Below are 18,697 nucleotides of genomic sequence, written 5' to 3'. Positions count from 1 at the left end.
CTTTCAAATTTAGTCAAAAAAAGAGCATTTAAAAAATGCCCTTGTCTTTTATTGAGTTAATTCCTTATAAACCTTTGTTTCCCAAGGTTTGATGTCTGTTACGCCATATCGTTCCTTTTTAGAAATAGCAAGGTTGTCCAGCATGTCTACAAAATTTTTGTAGTTGGCTTCATCTGTTGGTTTTACAATCACTGTGAATTTGTTGGGTGCAGGAGCATTTTTATACGCTTCAGCAATGATCTTTGAAATTTTTATTCCACTGAAATCTGTTTCTTTTAGGTTTCCTGTATTCAAATCTTTCTGATTGCTCTGATGATAAAATACCCGGTTGTCTTTTCCAAGGATAAAGGTAATCTGGTTTTGATCACCAATTACCGGTTTATCAATAGAACTGGGATTTGGATCTTTTGCAGGGAGTCCCAGGTCCATTACATTAGGTTTTGTAAAATTGGTGGTGAACATAAAGAAAGTGATAAGTAAGAATCCCAGATCGACCATAGGCGTCATGTCCACTCGGATCATTTTTTTCTTTTGCTTTCCGCCTTGTTTTTCTTGTGCAATTACTTCTGCCATGATTAAAGTTTTTAAATGTTAGACTATATTTTTTTTTGAAGAATTCATACAAAACATATGCCTTGATTGTTAAAAACTTTATATATTCATGAATCTATTGATTATTATTGTATAAATTTTACGTATTTCTGTTTTTTAATACTTTTCTTGAAGGAAAAGGGTATTATGATATTTTTAAGGGGTTACCGGGTGATTGTTATTTTCTTTGTAAGAATAATTTCTTCTCTATTTTTTACCTGTACCATATAAAGTCCTTCCATGAATGCAGATGTGCTGATTTTAATTTTTTCTTCATTATATTTTTGAGAGAAAAGTTTTCGTCCGGACATATCAGTAATGCTAATAGTACTTTCCCGGGGCAGATGATCTAAATAGAAAAATTCTTTTGCAGGGTTAGGGTAGAGGTTGGGTTTATGCCTCTGTTGATTTTCCGGAATGCCAAGCTGTTCAGGACTTAATTTAACTATCCAGGCATCGATCATACCATGATGTCCGGTAACGTCTCCACTTGTAGATCCTGTACTTCCTGAAACAATATATCCGTTATCAGCGGTCAGTTCAAGAGCAGTTAAGTAATCGAAATCGGGACCTCCCAGGGTTTTCTCCCACTTCAGATTTCCGCTGCTGTCCAGTTTTATGATCCAGTAATCCAGATTACCGTGGTGATTGGTTACCTGTCCGTTGTTGGAAGCTGTCCAGCCCGCAACAATATAATCCCATTCGGGAGTCTGGCGAATAGTTATGGCGTTGTCATGAAAACTTCCTCCAAAATATTTATCCCACTCGATGGTTCCGTTATTGCTTAGTTTTATAACCCAATAATCGGGAAGTCCGCTCTCAAGATTTGAAGAATTAAAAGAAGTGCCCACGGCAATATAACCGCCATCAAAAGTCTGTTGCGCATAATATCCTATGTTATCACCAATATTGCCCAACGTTTTTTGCCATTGCATATTTCCGCCGGAATCGAGTTTTACTACCCAAAAGTCATTGTTCCCGTAGCTTACAGTAATATCGCCATCTGTAGACACGGTGGTTCCTGCAATAATATACCCGCCATCAAAAGTTTGCTGCACAGAATTGACCTGTTCACTGCTGCTTCCACCCAGCGATTTCTGCCATTGTATATTTCCGTTAATATCTAATTTTACGATCCAATAGTCTCCTCCTCCATGATTTCCGCTCACATCACCGTCATTGGAACTTGAAGATCCGGCTACAATATATCCTCCTTCAGAAGTCTGTTGAATAGATTGTGCAATATCCACACTGCTTCCACCCAGCGATTTCTGCCATTGCATATTCCCGTTGGAATCAAGTTTTACAATCCAGTAATCATAATTTCCATGATTTCCGCTGATATCTCCGTCACCGGAATTGGATGATCCGGCAATAATATATCCTCCATCGGTAGTTTGACGGATGGATTGTGCATCATCAACATTGCTTCCTCCTAACGTTTTTTGCCATTGTATGCCTCCTGCAGGGTTTAATTTTACGATCCAGTAATCTCCTCCTCCGTGATTTCCGGTAACATCTCCATCATTGGACATAGAATTTCCGGCTACAATGTATCCTCCATCGGAGGTTTGCTGAACGGCATTCGCAGATTCACCATGGGTGCCTCCCAATGCTTTTTGCCATTCTATGGAAGGGGCAGACTGGGCAGCTAATGCGGAATAGATAAGAAATAAAAAAGTAGATGTTAAATATCTCATATGTATTTGAATTGGTGATAGTTATTCAAATATAATTAATTTTAGACTACGTTTTGTATTTTATTGTTTATTTAATTCATGAAATAAAAAAACTCACACGATAAAGTGTGAGTTTTTGAATGATATGTTAATAAATTATTTATTCTTTTTATAGAAATTTACCCCGCATTCAAGGAATTTTTTGAAATCCTCTTTAGGCATATATCCTGAAACAGGCGTGTTGATGACTTTTCCGTCCGGAGTGATTAAAACATAGTGAGGTTGAGAGTTATTATTGAAGTTCACCTGCTGGAATAAACTCCATCTGTCTCCAATTGTTTTTACCTTCTTGATCTGTCCGTCTCCAAGGTCAATTTTGGTTTTCTGATCCTCAGGAAGCTCTTCCTTATCATCGACATAGAGAGAAGCCAGTACTACATCATTCTGAAGAATCGGTAAAATGTCTGGTTCGCTCCATACAAACTCCTCCATTTTTCTACAGTTTTCACATCCATATCCTGTGAAGTCGATCAATATAGGCTTGTCTTCTTTTTTAGCCAGTTCTATTGCTTTGAAGAAGTCGTGTTCAGGATGCATTCCTAAAATTCCGTCTTTTTCATCATGGAAATAGCTTACATTGAGTGGAGGTAAAATTCCACTTAATAACTGAAGTTTCGGACGGTCAGATGGGATTAACCCTTGAACCAGATAGATCACGAAACCAATTCCCAATACCCCTAATATTTTTCTGGTGACAGAAATTTTAGGCTTTTTATCATCATGAGGGAATCTGATCAATCCTAATAAATAGATTGCTAATCCTAAGGCAATAATAATCCAGATCGCAATGAAAAGTTCTCTTTTTAAGAAGAATGTTTTGGATACAAGATCGGCTTTAGACAAGAATTTCAATGCTAATGCCAGTTCTACGAATCCTAAAACAACTTTTACCGTATTCATCCATCCTCCGGATTTGGGTAGACTTTGTAATGCCTGTGGGAATAATGCCAGCAATCCGAAAATAATAGCCCATGCCAGCCCGAATCCTGCCAACGCAAAAGTCAACAGCATCGGAACATTGGATGAACCTGTTACCGCACTTCCCAGTAAACTTCCTAAAATAGGTCCCGTACATGAGAAAGAAACGATCACCAGAGTCAATGCCATGAAGAAAATACCAATAATTCCTCCTGCCTCTTCTGCTTTGGAAGATTTGTTGGCAATAGAACTTGGCAGCGTGATATCATAATACCCGAAGAAACTTCCGGCAAAGAAGATGAATATGATAAAGAAAGCAATATTCAACCATACACTTGTAGAAATCTCGTTGAAGATATTTCCTGCGATTCCATCAATAATATGGAAAGGAATACTCAGTAAAACGAAGATAAGAAGAATGAAAAAACCATAAATAAGAGCATCTCTTTTTCCTTTTGCTTTGTCTTTACTTCCTTTCGTAAAAAATGAAACGGTAAGTGGAATCATCGGGAAAACGCATGGCGTAAGCAAAGCAATTAATCCTCCGATAAATCCTAAGAACAGATACGTCCAGTAGTTTTCATCCACTTTGGTAGAGGCAGTACCGCAATCCGTCAGTGGTTTTTTGAAATCAATACTTTCAATTTTCAACTGCTTTGGATCCAGTTTTGAAGTTTCTGTGATCGTAGCTTCAGTTTTTGCAGGATTTTCAGTAACCGTCTCAGTTATTTTTACAGAGTCTTTTGCAGGACCTGCAGTTTCCTCGGTCGTAGCCTCTTCCGTTGCCCCTTTTGGTGTAACTTTTTGGTTGAATTCTAATGTGTTGGGAGCCAGGCAAACTCTGTCGTCACAGGTCTGATACGTAATCTCAGAAGTGACATCTGCGGGTTTTGTTGGATCTTTTAATTTAAATTTTTGCTTAAATACAGCAGAATTGGAGTAGAAAACAATTGTTCCTCCAAACGCTTCAGAAAACTCTTCATGTTTTTTACCAACTTCGGTAAATTTTCCGATCAACTCAATATTCTTTCCTGTCACTTTATACTCCGTCGGAATTCCGGTGTCTTCTGGTAGATCTTTAGAGTAAATATGCCAGCCGTTTTCCATGGTAGCATTCAATACTGCTTCGTATTGATTGTTCCCCAGATCGTTGATGGTGAATTTAAACTTTACAGGATTTTTTATCTGCGCATTAATTCCTGTCGCTAAAAATAGTAGAATTAATAAAAACCAATTTCTAAATTTCATTGTTCATTTCATTAAAGTTTTGAGACTCCATTTCGTTTTCTCATTCTTTGCAAATCTTCTGACTTACCTGGAAGGAAGGCTGTCAAATACAGCATTATTCCTAATGAGTCTGTGTCCAGATTTTTTGCCTCGCTAAAATAGATAATTTTTCGTCCCTAAAAAATTTAGAAACTTTCTTTTTTTAAGCGTGATCCCTAAAATATTTTGTCTTCTGCCCTAATCGCAATAGAAGTGTTACTTATTTTATCATTCAAAATGATTATAGATTTTTTCAATTTTGCCAACTTGGTATTATGATGAGATTCTTTTGCCATGACAAAAACTCTCCGAGAAAATCAATTCAGATTTTTTAAAATATCTTCTACAGATGCTCTGTTTTTATAGTCCGGATCAAAATGTCTCCATGTAATTTCTTTCCCTTCATTAAGGATGAAGGTTGCCGATACAGGAAGCCTTCCGGAATGATCTGATCTGCTGTTGGCAAAATCCTCCTTTAATTTTGAGTTGTAGAAATTAAGGGTTTCACTGTCTGGAGTATAGAGAACATCGAATGCTTCTGCAATTTTATATCCTTCGTCATATAAAACCGTATACTCTGTCTTTGTTTTGCTGATCGTCTTTTCTATAAATTCCGGTTTTTCGGGAGAAATAATAACAAGTCTCGCGTTTTTTGATTTCAGCTCAGGGGTCAGATTTTGTAATGTTTCAATGTATTTGTTACAATACGGACACCATTGCCCCCGGATAAAAACAATTACCAGTTTTTTGTTTTCCTTTGATAATGAAAATGTATTACCCAAATGATCTTTCGCATTGAAATTATCAATTTTATCACCTATCATTTTTCCTTTTACCTGATCTAACGTTTTGCCGGATTGAGACATCTTTTTTTTCAGGACAGATGCTCCAACTTCCAGAAACTGTTCAGGATTATAGTATCCGAAATCATATTGAACCAGTTTCCCTTTTGGATCCAGGAATAAAAAGGAAGGATAGTTTACCACTTTAAATTCTTTGGCAAGGCTTAGACCTTCTTTTTCTGCATCAATGGCAAGGTTTACAAAATTTTTGTTGAACATCTCTCCGATTCTCGGATCAGTAAAGGTGTTTTTTGCCATCAGCTTACAAGGTCCGCACCAGGTGGTGAACAGATCAATGAAGATCAGTTTATTCTCTTTTGATGCGATTTTTTTCGCGGCTTCTAAATCAATTTTTTGAAAATTGATACCTGCGCTTTGTGCGTTAAATGAAATTCCTACTAATATAAGAAGACTCAATACGATTTTTTTGAACATATATTTCTTTTCTTATTATGTTCCCTGATCCATAAAAAAATCACCCTTAACTAAAAATATTTTATATAACTATCTGTTTTTCAGTTGTAGAAATATTTTTATTTTTAATTTTTTTGATCTGCTCTACACATTTGTATTTTTGATTCTGAGCATTATGTTTGCTGGAATACTGGTATTTATCCTGAATTTCTTCAATACTTTTGTTTTCAATAAAAATATCATGGATGAGATTCTGACAATGGGAAGAAATCGATTTGATATAACCAACCAGTTTTTCCCAGTAATACCTTTCATTTTCAATGGCAGTACTTATTTCCTCCTGATGTTCCATGAAATAGTTTTCAGGAGACTCAACATAAAAGTTTCTGTTTTTTAGTTTTTTAAACCACAGGTTTTTTACAATTCCGATAATATAATTTCCCAGACAGGTTTGGACTTTGAAGTCATCAGCATTGAGTTTTTCGTAAAGAATGAGTAATGCATCCTGGAAAATATCTTCTGCATCTTCCAGATTACCTTTATTGTTCAGAATAAATTTCTGAGTATAACCAAAATACTGTTGGTATAAAATTCCAAAAGCTATATTGCTGTCTTTCTTAAAATCATCAACAGCTAACGAATTAGTTGTTTTTCTGTCCACGTTACAGTTATCTTTTTTTGAGTAGTTCTGTCTGCCTGATACCTGCGATCCTGTCTGAGAGGGATGACACCCAAAATATGGTTTTTGGAGTCACACAATAACCAGATCTTTTCCTTGATCAAAGCAGATAATTTTTCGTCTCTAAAAAATTTAGAAACTTTCTTTTTCCCTGAAAACCCTGTCGGAAAAAATTCATCTCCATCCTGTTGTTTTCTCAATAGGAGGGGAAACTGAAGCTTTTCAGCATCGAAATCCCATTCAAATTCTTTTTGGATTTCTTCATTGTTTTCAATATCATCTACGAGATTGATTCTGATCAGGTTTTGAGAAAAATCAAAGTTTTTGATCAGTACTATTTCTTCCGGAGTTCCCTTTTCTTCATTTTTATCAATGAAAATAAGTTCATCACGGTTGACAATCAACTGATATTCTTTTGAAAAGAAAGAACTGTTGTTTTCAGCTTTAAAAATTTTGGGGATTTCTTCCTCCTGATTGAATCCGAATTTTTTTAAGATTTCAAATTTTACGAAATCACTTTCCTGATCCAGCTTTTCCTTTGATAAGATTTTATAGTTTTGGTTAAATACTGTAAGCTGATTTTCTATCTCCTGAATCTGTTTCTGAACAAAATCTTTAGTCTGATTCAGATATAAAGAACTTTTTCTGAAATTTTCCAGAAAATGATCGTTGGTTTCCATCAGCACCGGAACAATCTCATTCCTGATCTTATTCCTCAGATAATCACTTTTTTTATTAGAAAGATCTTCCCGAAATTCAATAGTATTCTGTTCAGCAAATTGGTAAATTTCTTTTTTTGAAACATTTAAAAGGGGACGAAGGATGTTATTATCATTTGCTGGAATTCCACTCAATCCATTAATGCCGGCAGCTTTGGACAGATTAATAATGAACGTTTCCAGCTGATCGTTAAGATGATGGGCGGTAACGAGAAATTCCAGTTTTTCTTTTTCCTGAATTTCTTTAAAAAAGGCGTATCGAAGCTCTCTTGCCCATAGCTGAATAGAGTTTTCGGGTTTCTGATCTTTTTCTGAAACTTCATACAAATGAAATTTTATATGATTTTTCTCACAAAAATCCTGCACTGTTTTCTGATCCAGATCCGAATCATTACCACGAAGTTTATAATTGATATGAGCTACCTGAAACCGGAACCTGGAATCTTGAATTTTCTGCCCTAAATCCTTGAAAAGAGAGGCGAGAACCATAGAGTCTGCTCCTCCGCTTACCGCCAGAAGATAGGTGTGGTTTTCTGGTTCGTGAACGAGATTTTTTAATTGATTGGTGAAGGCTGATTGATCCAACATAGATGTTGAGAATTTCTTTTATGCAAAGATAACCGATATAATTCAATTGAATTTTCCTAACTTTGAGTAGTCTAAAAATGATTATTTATGAAGATTTTAAAAATTTTAGCAGTTTCTGCAATGGCGCTGGGGATGACATCTTGTGTCAGCAAAAAGCAGTATGATGCTTTGAGCACAAACTATAAGCAGTGTATTGAAAATATCGGAGAAAGACAAAGAGAAATTCAGGATTTGAAATCTCAGAATTCTGCATTGGCGGGTGAAAACAACTTGTTGAAAAGCCAGCACGATGCATTAAAATCATCACTTGATGCGTGTCTGTCCAATACTGGAAAAAGTTCTGCTAACATTGACAAACTGGTAGGCGAAATCAATGCGTCCAATTCTTATATCAAGCAATTGATCTCCAGTAATGCTAAAAATGACAGTTTGAACCTGGCATTGTCTAATAAACTGAAGAGATCTTTGGATAATGTATCTGATGAAGATGTACAGGTAAAAGTATTGAAAGGAGTAGTAATGATCTCCCTTTCTGATAAAATGCTATACAAAACAGGAGATTACAACATCCTGCCTGCCGCTCAGGAAGTGTTGGGTAAAGTAGCAAAAGTAATCAACGATTACGATAAATACTCTGTATTGATCGAAGGTAACACGGATAACGCTCCGTTGAACTCTCCAAATCTTCCAAGAGACAACTGGGATCTTTCTGCATTAAGAGGTACTTCAGTTGCTAAAGTTCTTCAGACTCAGTTTGGAGTAGATCCGGCAAGAATTACTGCTGGTGGACGTTCTGAATACAACCCGAAAGCGACTAACATGAGCGTTTCAGGAAGATCAGAAAACAGAAGAACGGAAATCATCATTATGCCTAAACTTGATGAGTTTATGAAACTGATGGATATCGCTCCTAAGAAATAATGATTAAACCTTATATCATCATAAATCCCGAAGCAATTCGGGATTTATTTTTTTATGAACCAACCTGTTTGGGAATATACTCTGCCGATATTTTTTTCTTTGAAGAAGTGACTGTCTTTTTATCAGACTGTTCAAAATAAAAATTGGTGATATTCCAGACGATCATAATCGCTGAAAAATAATATAAATTCAAAACCAGTGCAATTCCTATATGCATGGAGATGGTAAAGAAAAGCCATGTTTTCTGTGTGGGTTTATACCAGATAAAAAAAGGATAACATATCTCAATAATAATGGTACTCCATCCAATCAAACTTATCAGATAAGAGTGTTCTATCAGCCAGCTGAAATCAATATTCAGGTCTCTGTTGGAGTAGGGGAGATGAATAGCTTTCCAGATAGATTCACCGTTCCACCAGTTGAACCCTAAAGCTTTATCCAGTCCGGAAAAGAAATAAGCAATAGAAATATGAATCTGAAATAATCTTTTAACTGGAGTAATATTACTATGCCCCGGTTTTCTGCCGAAAATAAAATTTCTCAGTGAAAAGTGTTGGTCAGCAGGAAAAAGAATCAGATAAAATAAAGACATGCTTGTGAAAAAATCTGCACCATAGGCAAAAAAAGAACTTCCCTTAAGTAATGCTATCTGTAAAATAAGCAACAATAATGCAGAGATTCTTGAATAAAATCCGGTGATGATCAAAATACACAGTGTAATAAACGATACCTTGGTTATTGCCATTGTTGCACTTTCTTCAATCCCGAGAGTTTGTAAAAAGCTTACTATTTTTGAGAAGGTTATCAACCAGTCTGGAGTAAAAACACTCATAATGTCCTGAGGAATAATACTGTTGCTTGAAAATAATTTTTCAAAATCCGGCAACACTGCAGCAAATTGTAAAAGAATTACAATTCCTATGGCAATCCTAAAGAAGCTTAAGAATTCCGTTTGATTATCTTGTCTGAAAAAGAAATTTTCAATTTTGGTATAGAATGCATTCAGATTTTTCATCACTTTAGTATTTGAATTCATCAATAAGAATAAGATTTTCACTCGTTTTTCCTTTTTTGAAATCTGCAATAGCAGGGTAGTTGTACAGATAAAGCTTTGTAGTTACACTGGATGCTAACGGATTTTCTTTCATTACGTGGGCTGCGATCTGTCTGATAATGATATCCAGGTACTGATAATATTTTTTGTCGTATTTATTTTTGTCGGAAATTTTATCAAGAAACATGTTAAAAACAGTTGTATATCTTACTCTGCTCTCTTTGTTCTTAAAATAAGGCAGGTTTTTCTGTTCAAGGATATTACCATTTTGATCTTTTAATTCAAAGCTCATGACAAAGTCGCTGGCAACATTGGGTGCGTAGAAACCATATCCTGTATCAAAACCAGTGTAAGAAGTAAATATATTAACGGGTTTTGATTGGGCAATGTCTTCGGAAATAGTATATAACAGCGGTTTTTTATAGTCTTTATTTTCATAATAAAAACCATAATATCCATCAAATGTTCCTTTCAGGCCAATGGTGAAAACCAGAAGCAGGATCATAAAAATTCCGGATAACTGAAGCTTTCTTTTCATGACAAAAGATTTAAGAAAAGGCTGTCTTCGGACTAAAAACAGCCTTTTGAGGTTATTTGTAATTCATCAATACGCTGTTCAGCTTTACATTGATTCTTGGATCAATGGCTGTATTAACTTTGTAAGATTTTATAATCACATTGGTAAGATTTCTTCTACCCATCGTTGGTGGACAAATTGTGTATTCTTCTGCTCCTTTAACGGTTAATCTACTTAGAGAGGCGATGTCTTTCTGGCTTAGCAAAGCTGCATTGGTTGCAACCTGGTTGTTTTGAATAGCATAATAATCTTTTCCCAATTCTTTAGCTCCATATTTTTTCAGGATACCGTCCACTTTTTCTCTTAGATCTCCATACTTTTTCCAGTCGATATTAGCTTTCATTAAGCATCCGCGGATTACATACTGTCTGTTGATTTTATAAATAATGAAATTGGTACCCAAACTGTTCTGATGAAGTTTCTGAAGACTTAATAAACTTTTCATGTCTTCGTCAGAAATTTTTTTCACATCTTTCAGGATGTAATTATGGTCTACAATGCAATTGCCTTTTTCTTTATAAAAAGACATTTCCTGAGGTTTTAGCTGGGAAAATATCATCACAAGTCCCACTATCGCTCCGATTAATAATAAAGTCTTTGTTTTCATGTGGTTGTTTTTAAAATATCCCTACTCTTTTTTAGGATTTTCGGGTGCCTCCATTATTTGAATGTTTCATGGTTGGAAAACTTATATCAAAGGTAGAGGCATATGAGCGGTCAAATACAGGTGTTTTTCCTATATTTTATGAGGATTTTGACTTGTGAACTGATATATGAATCGGGATTTTGAATAATATTGGCTATTCATGGATATTTCAAGCTGATATATTGTGGCTTACAATATGACTTTTGAGAATGAATTGTAGAAATGAACTTAATGAAGTTCTGTTGAATGATGTAGAGAAAAATGATGATGAAGGAAATGGATGAGGTTTTAATCTGAAATAACCTGAGAGGGAATATGTGAGTATAAAGCAAAAATAAATCCCGAAGGTGGACGGGATTTATTTTTTAATCAAATTAATTCTTCCTTTTTCAGGAGTGAAATAATTCGTTGCAAAAATGAAGTGGATATTTCTTTCTTACTTTTTGCTGCAGAAGCATCAGTTCTACTTTTCAGTACAACTTTTTTGTGATTCTCATGGTTAGTTTGTGTCTCTCCTGCAATCATCTTGTTTTCTCTTAGTGTTTTTACCCCTTATTCTTATTGCAAACTTATAACTAATACCACAAAAATAATATCCGTGTTTTCACGGTATTTTATATGGGGTTTTCACTGAAGTTTATTTTTTTATTTATTAAATGTGTAGTTTTTGTGTTTATAATTATTTGATTAATAAAAGAATATGTATATTTAAATCTCCGTTAAAGGAAATATTAAAGAGGTGTCCGAAAATCTAAAGAGTAGGAAATTAATACTAAACTAAAATCATTATGAAAAATTTAAAAAAGCTTTCAAGAGGAGAAATGAAAACTGTACAAGGTGCTATTAACGGATGTAATCCACAGATATTTTGTACGAGTCTACAAACAAAGTGTTGCCCGGGATGGGTTTGTGCTGGGATAAGACAATATTGTATAGCCATATAATATTTTTTACATCGAATTTAGATGGCTAAGAAAAAGAGAGGAATTAATTTCTCTCTTTTTTGTATTATATATTGAACAAAAAGAAGGTTTGGGAAAGTTTTAAAATCATTAAATTTGTTTAAATTAAAATGGTATGAGTTTTTTTGAAGAAAAGAATCCTGAAATGGACAGATATTTGGAGGCACACGCTTCTTCGGAATCCGAAATTCTGAAAAAGCTGAGAAGAGAGACGTATCAGAAAACAACACAGCCTCATATGATTTCCGGATATCAGCAGGGAAGATTGCTGACGATTATTTCCCAGATGCTGCAGCCGAAAAATATTCTTGAAATAGGAACATTCACCGGATACGCTACCTTATGTCTGGCAGCAGGACTGGCGAAGAACGGGAAAATTACAACATTGGATGTGAATGAAGATCTTGCCTATCTTCCTAAAAAATATTTTGAATCCAGCGAATATGCAGGTCAGATTGAATTTAAACTTCAGGATGCCAAGGAATATTTAAAAGAAACAGATGAATTTTTCGATCTGATTTTTGTAGATGCCGATAAAGAAAACTATGCTGAATATTTCAGACTGATTAAGCCGCATACAAAATCCGGAACAGTGATCCTTTTTGATAATGTCTTGTGGTATGGAAAAGTGTTGGAAGAAAATCCGAAACTGAAATCTACCCAGTCGATCCAGGAATTAAATGATTTGGCGGCAAAAGACGAAGATTTTGAAAATCTTATTTTACCTTTGCGTGATGGAGTCAACTTTCTTCGCAGAAAGTAACTGAAATATTCAAGGATTAAACATTTAAAGAGAGATATATCGTATTTTTAATCTTTAAATCATTCAATCTTTAAATTGAAAATTAATGAATAAAGGAGTTTGTATTGTTACAGTAGCGCCGGTTCGTGCAGAAAATTCTGACAGAGCTGAAATTGTTACGGAAATATTGTTTGGAGAAAGTGCAGATATTTTGGAAGTAGATAGAAACTGGACCAAAATAAAAATGCATTATGATGGCTATGAAGGATGGATGGATACCAAGCAGCTGAAGCCTATAACAGACGAAGAGCTGGCCAAAAGAAAAGTGACTGTCGTTACCGAAGATTTTTCTTCCGTATTAATGAATGATGGTAAAACGTTACTTTCTATGGGTTCCGAAGTGGAGTTTCCGGTGGTAGCTTCAAGAAGAAGCCATGATGTGCGTGAAAGTATCGCTCTGACAGCAAAAGAGTTCCTGAATGTACCTTATCTTTGGGGAGGTAAAAGCTTCTTCGCAGTAGACTGCTCCGGATTTACCCAATTGGTTTACAAAATTCATAATATAAAAATACCCAGAGATGCATCACAACAGGCTGAGGTAGGGGAGCCGCTTACTTTCGTTGAAGAAACACAGCCCGGAGATCTTGCATTCTTTGAAAATGCAGAAGGGAAAATTATTCATGTTGGAATTATGCTGGAAAATCAAAAGATCATCCATGCTTCCGGAAAGGTAAGAATAGACACACTTGATTCCACAGGGATTTTCAACAAAGAAATGAATAAGCATACTCATAAACTAAGAGTACTGAAAAGTGTAATCTAATACTAATTCAATCTCGTCTGAAATGGAAAATATTCTTTTTACAATTTTTGATATTTTTAATTTTGGATTAGTCGTTTTTCTATGGTGGTTTACCCTGAAAAACTTTAATACATTGCCAGAGAGAATTCATGTACATTTTGATATGGAAGGAAAAGCGGATGGATTTGGAGGTAAAATGTATGCTTTTCTGATGCCTGTATTGGCTCTGGGATTATATGCTCTGTTCGTGTATGGCTTGAGGCATCCCGAAGATACTAATTTCCCGGTAGAAATTACAGCTCAGAATATGAATGCTCAGTTTTTAATTATGAAGATTGGCCTGAGAATTCTTTTTTTGTTTTTAGCGGTTATTTTTATGAATATTCAGGACTATATGTTCAGATATGCCGTAGATGATCAGGCTAAACCGAGAATTACATTCGCAACCATCTTTTTATCTGTCGTGTTATTTACTCCTGCATTACTTTTTATTGCCCATCTATTCAAATGATACATTCTAAAGATAATTCAGAACATTATATCTGGGGAAGCCAATGTGACAGCTGGATTCTTAAAAATACCCGAAGCTTATCCGTAAAGCAGGAGAAAATGCCTGCAGGAACTTCAGAAAAACTACACTTTCATAAAGTGGCAGAACAGTTTTTCTATATTCTGAAAGGTGAAGCAGTATTCTATATCAATGAAGAAAAATTCCTGGTTGGGCAGGGTGAATCTATATCCATTGAGCCGGGAGCAAAGCATTTTATCTCCAATGAATCAAATGCAGAAATTGAATTTTTAGTCATATCAAATCCTCCCACGGATCACGACAGAATTGAAATTAAAGAATAAGTAAAATGGCTTTTTTATACAATATATTTATCAGTCTTCTTACCTTCGGCATGAAGGTTTTTGCCTTGATTAATGATAAAACTAAAAAAGGCGTTGAAGGAAGAAGTCAGTCTTTGAATAAAGTAAAGTCTGCATTTTCAAAAACAGATCAGGTAATTTGGATGCATGCTGCAAGCCTGGGCGAATATGAACAGGGATTACCTGTTCTGGAGAAATTGAAAGAGAATTTTCCTCAACACAAAATACTCGTGACCTTCTTTTCTCCATCAGGATATGAAAATGTGGTTAAGAAAAAACATATTGCAGACGTTATTTGTTATTTGCCTTTCGATAAAAAAAGTATTGTAAGAGAATTTACAGACCAATTTAATACTGAACTATTTTTTACGGTTAAATATGATTATTGGTACAACCTCCTTGCAGAACTGAAAAATAAAGGGACAAAGATTTATGTCATTTCTGCACTGTTTTATGAAAGACAATCTTTTTTTACTTCCTATGGAAAATGGTTTGTGAAGCAGCTTCAGAAAAATGTAGACTGGTTTTTTCACCAGACTCAGTTTTCCTTGGCCTTGGCGAAAAGCGTTGGATTAATGAAGTCTTCCGTAACGGGAGATACAAGATTTGACAGAGTAAAACAGCTGCGAGAAAGAAATAATCATGTAGATTTCATTGCAGATTTCAAAGGGGAAAGTAAAGCTGTTGTTTTTGGAAGTTCATGGCAGGCAGAAGAGAAAATAGCAGAAGTAGTTTCCCGTAAAAATAATACGGTAAAACTTATTATTGCCCCCCACGATCTGAAAAGAGTAGAGCATTTGAAAAATATATTCCCGGATGCCTTATTGTATAGTGAAATACAAAATACCCGGCCTTCAACTTTCAATACTCCAATTCTGATTATAGACAGCATTGGTTTATTATCAAAATTATATTCTTATGCAGATGTAGCTGTTGTAGGAGGAGGATTTCATGATGCGGGACTTCACAATATTCTGGAAGCCGCTACTTTTGGTGTTCCTGTGATCTTTGGAAATCATTACAAAAAGAATCCGGAAGCGGATGACCTGATCTCGGCCAATGGCGGAAAGTCTTTCCCTGACGAATATGCAGCTTCAGAATTTGTTTTATTTCTTACGAATGAGGATAACAGAGAAGAACTTACTGAAATGTCTCAAAATGCAGAAAAATTCGTAGACGGAAAACCTGATTCTACCAGAATGATTCTTCAGAAAATCCTATCGTAAAAATCCCTGGCTTTTAATGTCTTTCATAATCTGATCGATATTATCCGGAATTCTGTCACATTCAAACCAGTTGAAGTCAAGACCATTATTGATGCATAGCTTCTGGAGATAATGATTTTCTAAAACTTTATTCAGGGTATCATGAAGATATTCATCAATTTCCATCCAGTAATCTTCATCCAGTTTTTTTACAAGAATTAATGACTTGAAAATTTTGTTGATGGTGTAAATATAAAGCTTGTAAACATTATCAAACCTTTGTCTGCTGAGATCACCATTATTTTCCAATACCTTATTCACGAGAAGAAGATTCAGGGAAACCTCTCCGAATTTATCGGTCGTTATTTTTACATGTTCCGTGATTTCAGCACTTATTTTTCGAACAGTAGACAGGAAATATTTAGCATTTCCCACATACTTTGAGGCCAAGAGCATCTGTTCCTTCACATGTTCTTCTATCGCGTTTCTTTTATCATCCGTGGTTTCCGGATCAATCAGTTCGAAGTAGAGTTTTTTAGATAATAATTTATCCTTTCTCAGGAGTCTGAAAATAAGTTTGTCCTTCTCCGCTCCGGAAAAAGCACTCAGAGCGGCTTTGAACTCTTTTGAATACTCCATTAATTGAAAATTTTCGAATATTTCAGAAATCCGTTTAATGCCCAGTTAGCCGTATAATACAACGATTTTACTGTGGAGAATCCCATGAAATCTTTATAAACAAGATATTGATCTTTAATGATGTTTTTTTTATTTCTTGAAACGCTGTTTTCACGCATCCTGTATTTGGCCAGTGTCTTTTTTACAGGAATCCCTTCCGGAATTACTTTTAAAAGATTCAGCCACATCACATGATCTTCGCGTTTACTTTTTACAGGGAATAAAAACTTGCCGACTCTTTGAGTGTCATACATTGTAGAAACCGGTGCCAGACGACATGTTTTCAGCAGATTGGAGAATGTAACCACTTTATCCGCCAAGAAATCTTTAAGTATAGGCTGAAGCTGTTCATCGCATCTTGAATAATTACAATAAACAAGTTCTGCTTTGTGCTCCTGCATATAATCCGTCATCATTTCCAGATAAGCGGGATACCAGTAATCATCGGAATCCAGAAAGGCAATGTATCTTCCCTGTGCTCTTTCCAGGCTGTTGTTTCTTGCATTTCCTGCGCCTCCGTTTTTCTCCAGTACCTGCAGTTTTATTCTGGGATCATTATATTTTCGGATGATCTCAACGGTATTATCTTTGGAAAGGTCGTCAGTAATGAGCCACTCCCAATTTTCATAGGTTTGGTTAAGAACAGACTGTATGGTTTCCTCGATAAATTCTGCAGAATTATAACAGGGAGTAATGATGGAGACAAGATCTTTCATTTATGTTTTTTAAACTGCTAAATTATAAAAATCTTTTTTCATAAAGATGCCAGGAGCTTATACCTACTGCAATTACCACCAACATACATACCAAAGCCATTACAAATGGATTGTAATCTTCAAACAATCCTAAAGTCTGGAAAGTCCTGATAATAGGGAAGTGGAAAATGTAGATTCCATAGGTGAAATCACCATATTTTCCAAAATTATTTAAGAATTTGAATGAATAGGCAACATACATTACGATAACTCCGATCATCATTGGAGAAAAAAGCTGAACTTTTAAAAATAAGTCAATCCACACAGTAACGAATGCAATAATGAAAATGATATTTTTATGCTGGATAAATTTATCGAAATTAAAGTAAATCAACATTCCAGGGATAAAATAGGATAATGTTCCAGGGAGCTGTTTGGCAATCGAAATTTTATTTAAAGATTCAAAATAATTGAGATAAATAAGTGATAAGAAGTATAGAATAACCAAACTTACATTTCTGTATTTATTGTTTTTCCCGAAAAGCAAAAACAACAGAGGAACCGCAAAATAGTAGCACATTTCTATTTTCAGTGTCCATAGGGCTCCATTCACTGCTTGATTCCCAAAAACTCCGGGAAGCCAGGGTGCCTTAAAATTTAAAAATAATGAATTCCAAAATAGGTATTTATAAACTTGTGTATTGCTGAAATATTCAGTGAAGGAATAGGTACTTACCAGGCTTAATAAAATTGCGCATAAAAAAATAACCAATAAGTAGGCGGGAACAATTCTTCTGATTCTCTTTTTTAAATAGCTTTTCAGGCTTGAAGACCTTTCATAGCTCCTTGCAATAAGAAATCCGCTCACCGCAAAAAAGCCGAAAACAGCAATTTCTATAGGGCTATGCTCAAAAATCCTGAGGTCAGGAGAAGCGCTGAGTGTGCCAAGATGTCCCAAAAAGACAATAAAGGCAAGGAGAACACGTATAAAATCAAAATTGTTTCTCGTAATATCCTGCATTTGTATTTTGTTTCCTGCAAAAATAACTTTTTTAATAGAATGAACGATGCTCATGTATTCATTATTTGTTAAATAAAGGGAAAATTAGGTGTCCCTATTTTTAAATATATATAAATAATCGTCGATGAAATAATTTTTCATAAAAAATAGTAATATAAATCAAAAAAATTATAATTTTAGCGCTTGAAAAAATTGATCTATGAAGAAATTAGCATTACTATTTGCAGGTTTATCTTTGTTTGCTGCAGCTACAGGCTGTAGTAGTGACAATGATACTGTTCTGGAAGCTCCTCTTGTTGGGACATGGCAACCGTTAAAAGAAGTAGTTACCACTGTAGAAGTTGGTGAAGACCCGGTTTCTAACACGATTACTTATACAGACTGTCAGAAAAAGACAAGATGGTGGTTCAGCGTTGATTCTAAGGGAGGGAAAACGAACTGGGGAGATACTGCTACCCCTGGTCAGTGTGCTATTCTTTCAGATATAAAATTCAATTATACTTATAATAAGGAAGGGAAAGACGTTCAGATGAAAATTCAGGGAATCGTAGAGCCGCAGAATGCAAAGGTGATTACTTTGGATGCAACAACGCTCAATCTTGCGGTAAGAGAGGAGACTCAGGATCCTACTATATTCCAGACAAGAACATATACCTTCAAGAGAGTTACTCAATAATAGTATATACTTCAGGATATAAAACAGATCTCATCTCCGGATGGGATTTTTTTGTTGAGGTAGAATTTGTAATTCATCATAATTTCAATTTC

20 protein-coding genes are annotated in these 18,697 nt (G+C 35.2%); 8 read left to right on the top strand and 12 right to left on the bottom strand.

Annotated features, from left to right (window positions below; all coding sequences use genetic code 11):
• Nucleotides 1–48: 48 nt before the first annotated feature.
• The 6 genes from RHP76_RS12810 to tilS all read right to left on the bottom strand — a co-directional run bounded on the left by RHP76_RS12810 (nucleotide 49) and on the right by tilS (nucleotide 7,756).
• Entirely contained in the window at nucleotides 49–573 is a 525-nt protein-coding gene (locus RHP76_RS12810; RefSeq protein WP_120232708.1) for a biopolymer transporter ExbD, read from the bottom strand.
• Nucleotides 574–755: 182 nt separating this feature from the next.
• Nucleotides 756–2,291 (bottom strand): T9SS type A sorting domain-containing protein, encoded by a 1,536-nt coding sequence (locus tag RHP76_RS12805; RefSeq protein ID WP_311228356.1) that lies wholly within the window; start codon nucleotides 2,289–2,291, stop codon nucleotides 756–758.
• Between the two features lie 135 nt (nucleotides 2,292–2,426).
• Nucleotides 2,427–4,496, bottom strand: coding sequence for a protein-disulfide reductase DsbD family protein (locus RHP76_RS12800; RefSeq protein ID WP_311228355.1), 2,070 nt, complete (start codon nucleotides 4,494–4,496; stop codon nucleotides 2,427–2,429).
• Between the two features lie 335 nt (nucleotides 4,497–4,831).
• On the bottom strand, nucleotides 4,832–5,791 hold the full coding sequence (locus RHP76_RS12795; RefSeq protein ID WP_120232710.1) for a redoxin domain-containing protein: 960 nt from the start codon (nucleotides 5,789–5,791) through the stop codon (nucleotides 4,832–4,834).
• Nucleotides 5,792–5,852: 61 nt separating this feature from the next.
• Nucleotides 5,853–6,431: an RNA polymerase sigma factor gene (locus RHP76_RS12790; RefSeq protein ID WP_288440949.1), complete on the bottom strand. Its 579-nt coding sequence runs from the start codon at nucleotides 6,429–6,431 to the stop codon at nucleotides 5,853–5,855.
• On the bottom strand, nucleotides 6,404–7,756 hold the full coding sequence (gene tilS / locus RHP76_RS12785; RefSeq protein WP_062675742.1) for a tRNA lysidine(34) synthetase TilS: 1,353 nt from the start codon (nucleotides 7,754–7,756) through the stop codon (nucleotides 6,404–6,406). Before tilS ends, RHP76_RS12790 begins: the two co-directional genes overlap by 28 nt.
• An 87-nt stretch (nucleotides 7,757–7,843) precedes the next feature.
• On the opposite strand from tilS, the gene RHP76_RS12780 reads away from it, so the two are divergent.
• Nucleotides 7,844–8,677 (top strand): OmpA family protein, encoded by an 834-nt coding sequence (locus tag RHP76_RS12780; protein WP_047435593.1) that lies wholly within the window; start codon nucleotides 7,844–7,846, stop codon nucleotides 8,675–8,677.
• Between the two features lie 52 nt (nucleotides 8,678–8,729).
• Here RHP76_RS12780 and RHP76_RS12775 read toward each other — a convergent pair whose 3' ends face one another.
• Genes RHP76_RS12775 through RHP76_RS12765 form a run of 3 tightly spaced genes read right to left on the bottom strand, consistent with a single transcriptional unit; the run spans nucleotide 8,730 to nucleotide 10,915 of the window.
• Complete coding sequence (locus RHP76_RS12775) at nucleotides 8,730–9,692, bottom strand: HTTM domain-containing protein (protein ID WP_120232925.1); 963 nt, start codon at nucleotides 9,690–9,692, stop codon at nucleotides 8,730–8,732.
• Nucleotides 9,693–9,696: 4 nt separating this feature from the next.
• A complete protein-coding gene (locus RHP76_RS12770; protein WP_120232711.1) occupies nucleotides 9,697–10,269 on the bottom strand; it encodes a hypothetical protein in 573 nt (190 codons plus the stop codon).
• Nucleotides 10,270–10,321: 52 nt separating this feature from the next.
• Complete coding sequence (locus tag RHP76_RS12765; RefSeq protein WP_311228354.1) at nucleotides 10,322–10,915, bottom strand: hypothetical protein; 594 nt, start codon at nucleotides 10,913–10,915, stop codon at nucleotides 10,322–10,324.
• An 827-nt stretch (nucleotides 10,916–11,742) separates the two neighbouring features.
• On the opposite strand from RHP76_RS12765, the gene RHP76_RS23445 reads away from it, so the two are divergent.
• From RHP76_RS23445 to RHP76_RS12740, 6 genes are all read left to right on the top strand, one after another.
• Nucleotides 11,743–11,898, top strand: coding sequence for a CCPGW family putative bacteriocin (locus RHP76_RS23445; RefSeq protein WP_409193480.1), 156 nt, complete (start codon nucleotides 11,743–11,745; stop codon nucleotides 11,896–11,898).
• Nucleotides 11,899–12,031: 133 nt separating this feature from the next.
• Nucleotides 12,032–12,679, top strand: a complete 648-nt coding sequence (locus RHP76_RS12760) for an O-methyltransferase (RefSeq protein WP_311228353.1) — start codon at nucleotides 12,032–12,034, stop codon at nucleotides 12,677–12,679.
• An 85-nt stretch (nucleotides 12,680–12,764) separates the two neighbouring features.
• Nucleotides 12,765–13,481: a C40 family peptidase gene (locus tag RHP76_RS12755; protein ID WP_311228352.1), complete on the top strand. Its 717-nt coding sequence runs from the start codon at nucleotides 12,765–12,767 to the stop codon at nucleotides 13,479–13,481.
• A gap of 22 nt (nucleotides 13,482–13,503) precedes the next feature.
• Nucleotides 13,504–13,971, top strand: a complete 468-nt coding sequence (locus RHP76_RS12750) for a DUF1648 domain-containing protein (RefSeq protein WP_311228351.1) — start codon at nucleotides 13,504–13,506, stop codon at nucleotides 13,969–13,971.
• Entirely contained in the window at nucleotides 13,968–14,312 is a 345-nt protein-coding gene (locus tag RHP76_RS12745; RefSeq protein ID WP_311228350.1) for a cupin domain-containing protein, read from the top strand. Before RHP76_RS12750 ends, RHP76_RS12745 begins: the two co-directional genes overlap by 4 nt.
• Nucleotides 14,313–14,317: 5 nt before the next feature.
• A complete protein-coding gene (locus RHP76_RS12740) occupies nucleotides 14,318–15,556 on the top strand; it encodes a 3-deoxy-D-manno-octulosonic acid transferase (RefSeq protein ID WP_311228349.1) in 1,239 nt (412 codons plus the stop codon).
• Here RHP76_RS12740 and RHP76_RS12735 read toward each other — a convergent pair.
• The 3 genes from RHP76_RS12735 to RHP76_RS12725 are packed head-to-tail and all read right to left on the bottom strand — an operon-like array spanning nucleotide 15,548 to nucleotide 17,983.
• A complete protein-coding gene (locus RHP76_RS12735) occupies nucleotides 15,548–16,174 on the bottom strand; it encodes a deoxyuridine 5'-triphosphate nucleotidohydrolase (protein ID WP_311228348.1) in 627 nt (208 codons plus the stop codon). The two genes, RHP76_RS12740 and RHP76_RS12735, sit on opposite strands and share 9 nt — an antisense overlap.
• Nucleotides 16,174–16,929, bottom strand: a complete 756-nt coding sequence (locus tag RHP76_RS12730; RefSeq protein WP_311228347.1) for a glycosyltransferase family 2 protein — start codon at nucleotides 16,927–16,929, stop codon at nucleotides 16,174–16,176. The genes RHP76_RS12735 and RHP76_RS12730 overlap by 1 nt, the downstream gene beginning before the upstream one ends.
• 22 nt (nucleotides 16,930–16,951) lie before the next feature.
• On the bottom strand, nucleotides 16,952–17,983 hold the full coding sequence (locus RHP76_RS12725; protein ID WP_288440971.1) for an acyltransferase family protein: 1,032 nt from the start codon (nucleotides 17,981–17,983) through the stop codon (nucleotides 16,952–16,954).
• 145 nt (nucleotides 17,984–18,128) lie between these two features.
• On the opposite strand from RHP76_RS12725, the gene RHP76_RS12720 reads away from it, so the two are divergent.
• A complete protein-coding gene (locus tag RHP76_RS12720) occupies nucleotides 18,129–18,605 on the top strand; it encodes a lipocalin-like domain-containing protein (RefSeq protein ID WP_120232718.1) in 477 nt (158 codons plus the stop codon).
• Nucleotides 18,606–18,697: the final 92 nt, after the last annotated feature.

The sequence above is a fragment of the Chryseobacterium sp. SG20098 genome (assembly GCF_031844745.1).
Classification (GTDB): Bacteria; Bacteroidota; Bacteroidia; order Flavobacteriales; family Weeksellaceae; genus Chryseobacterium; species Chryseobacterium cucumeris.
The sequence above is the reverse complement of the archived record's forward strand: the minus strand, read 5'-3'. Positions and strand labels throughout refer to the sequence as shown.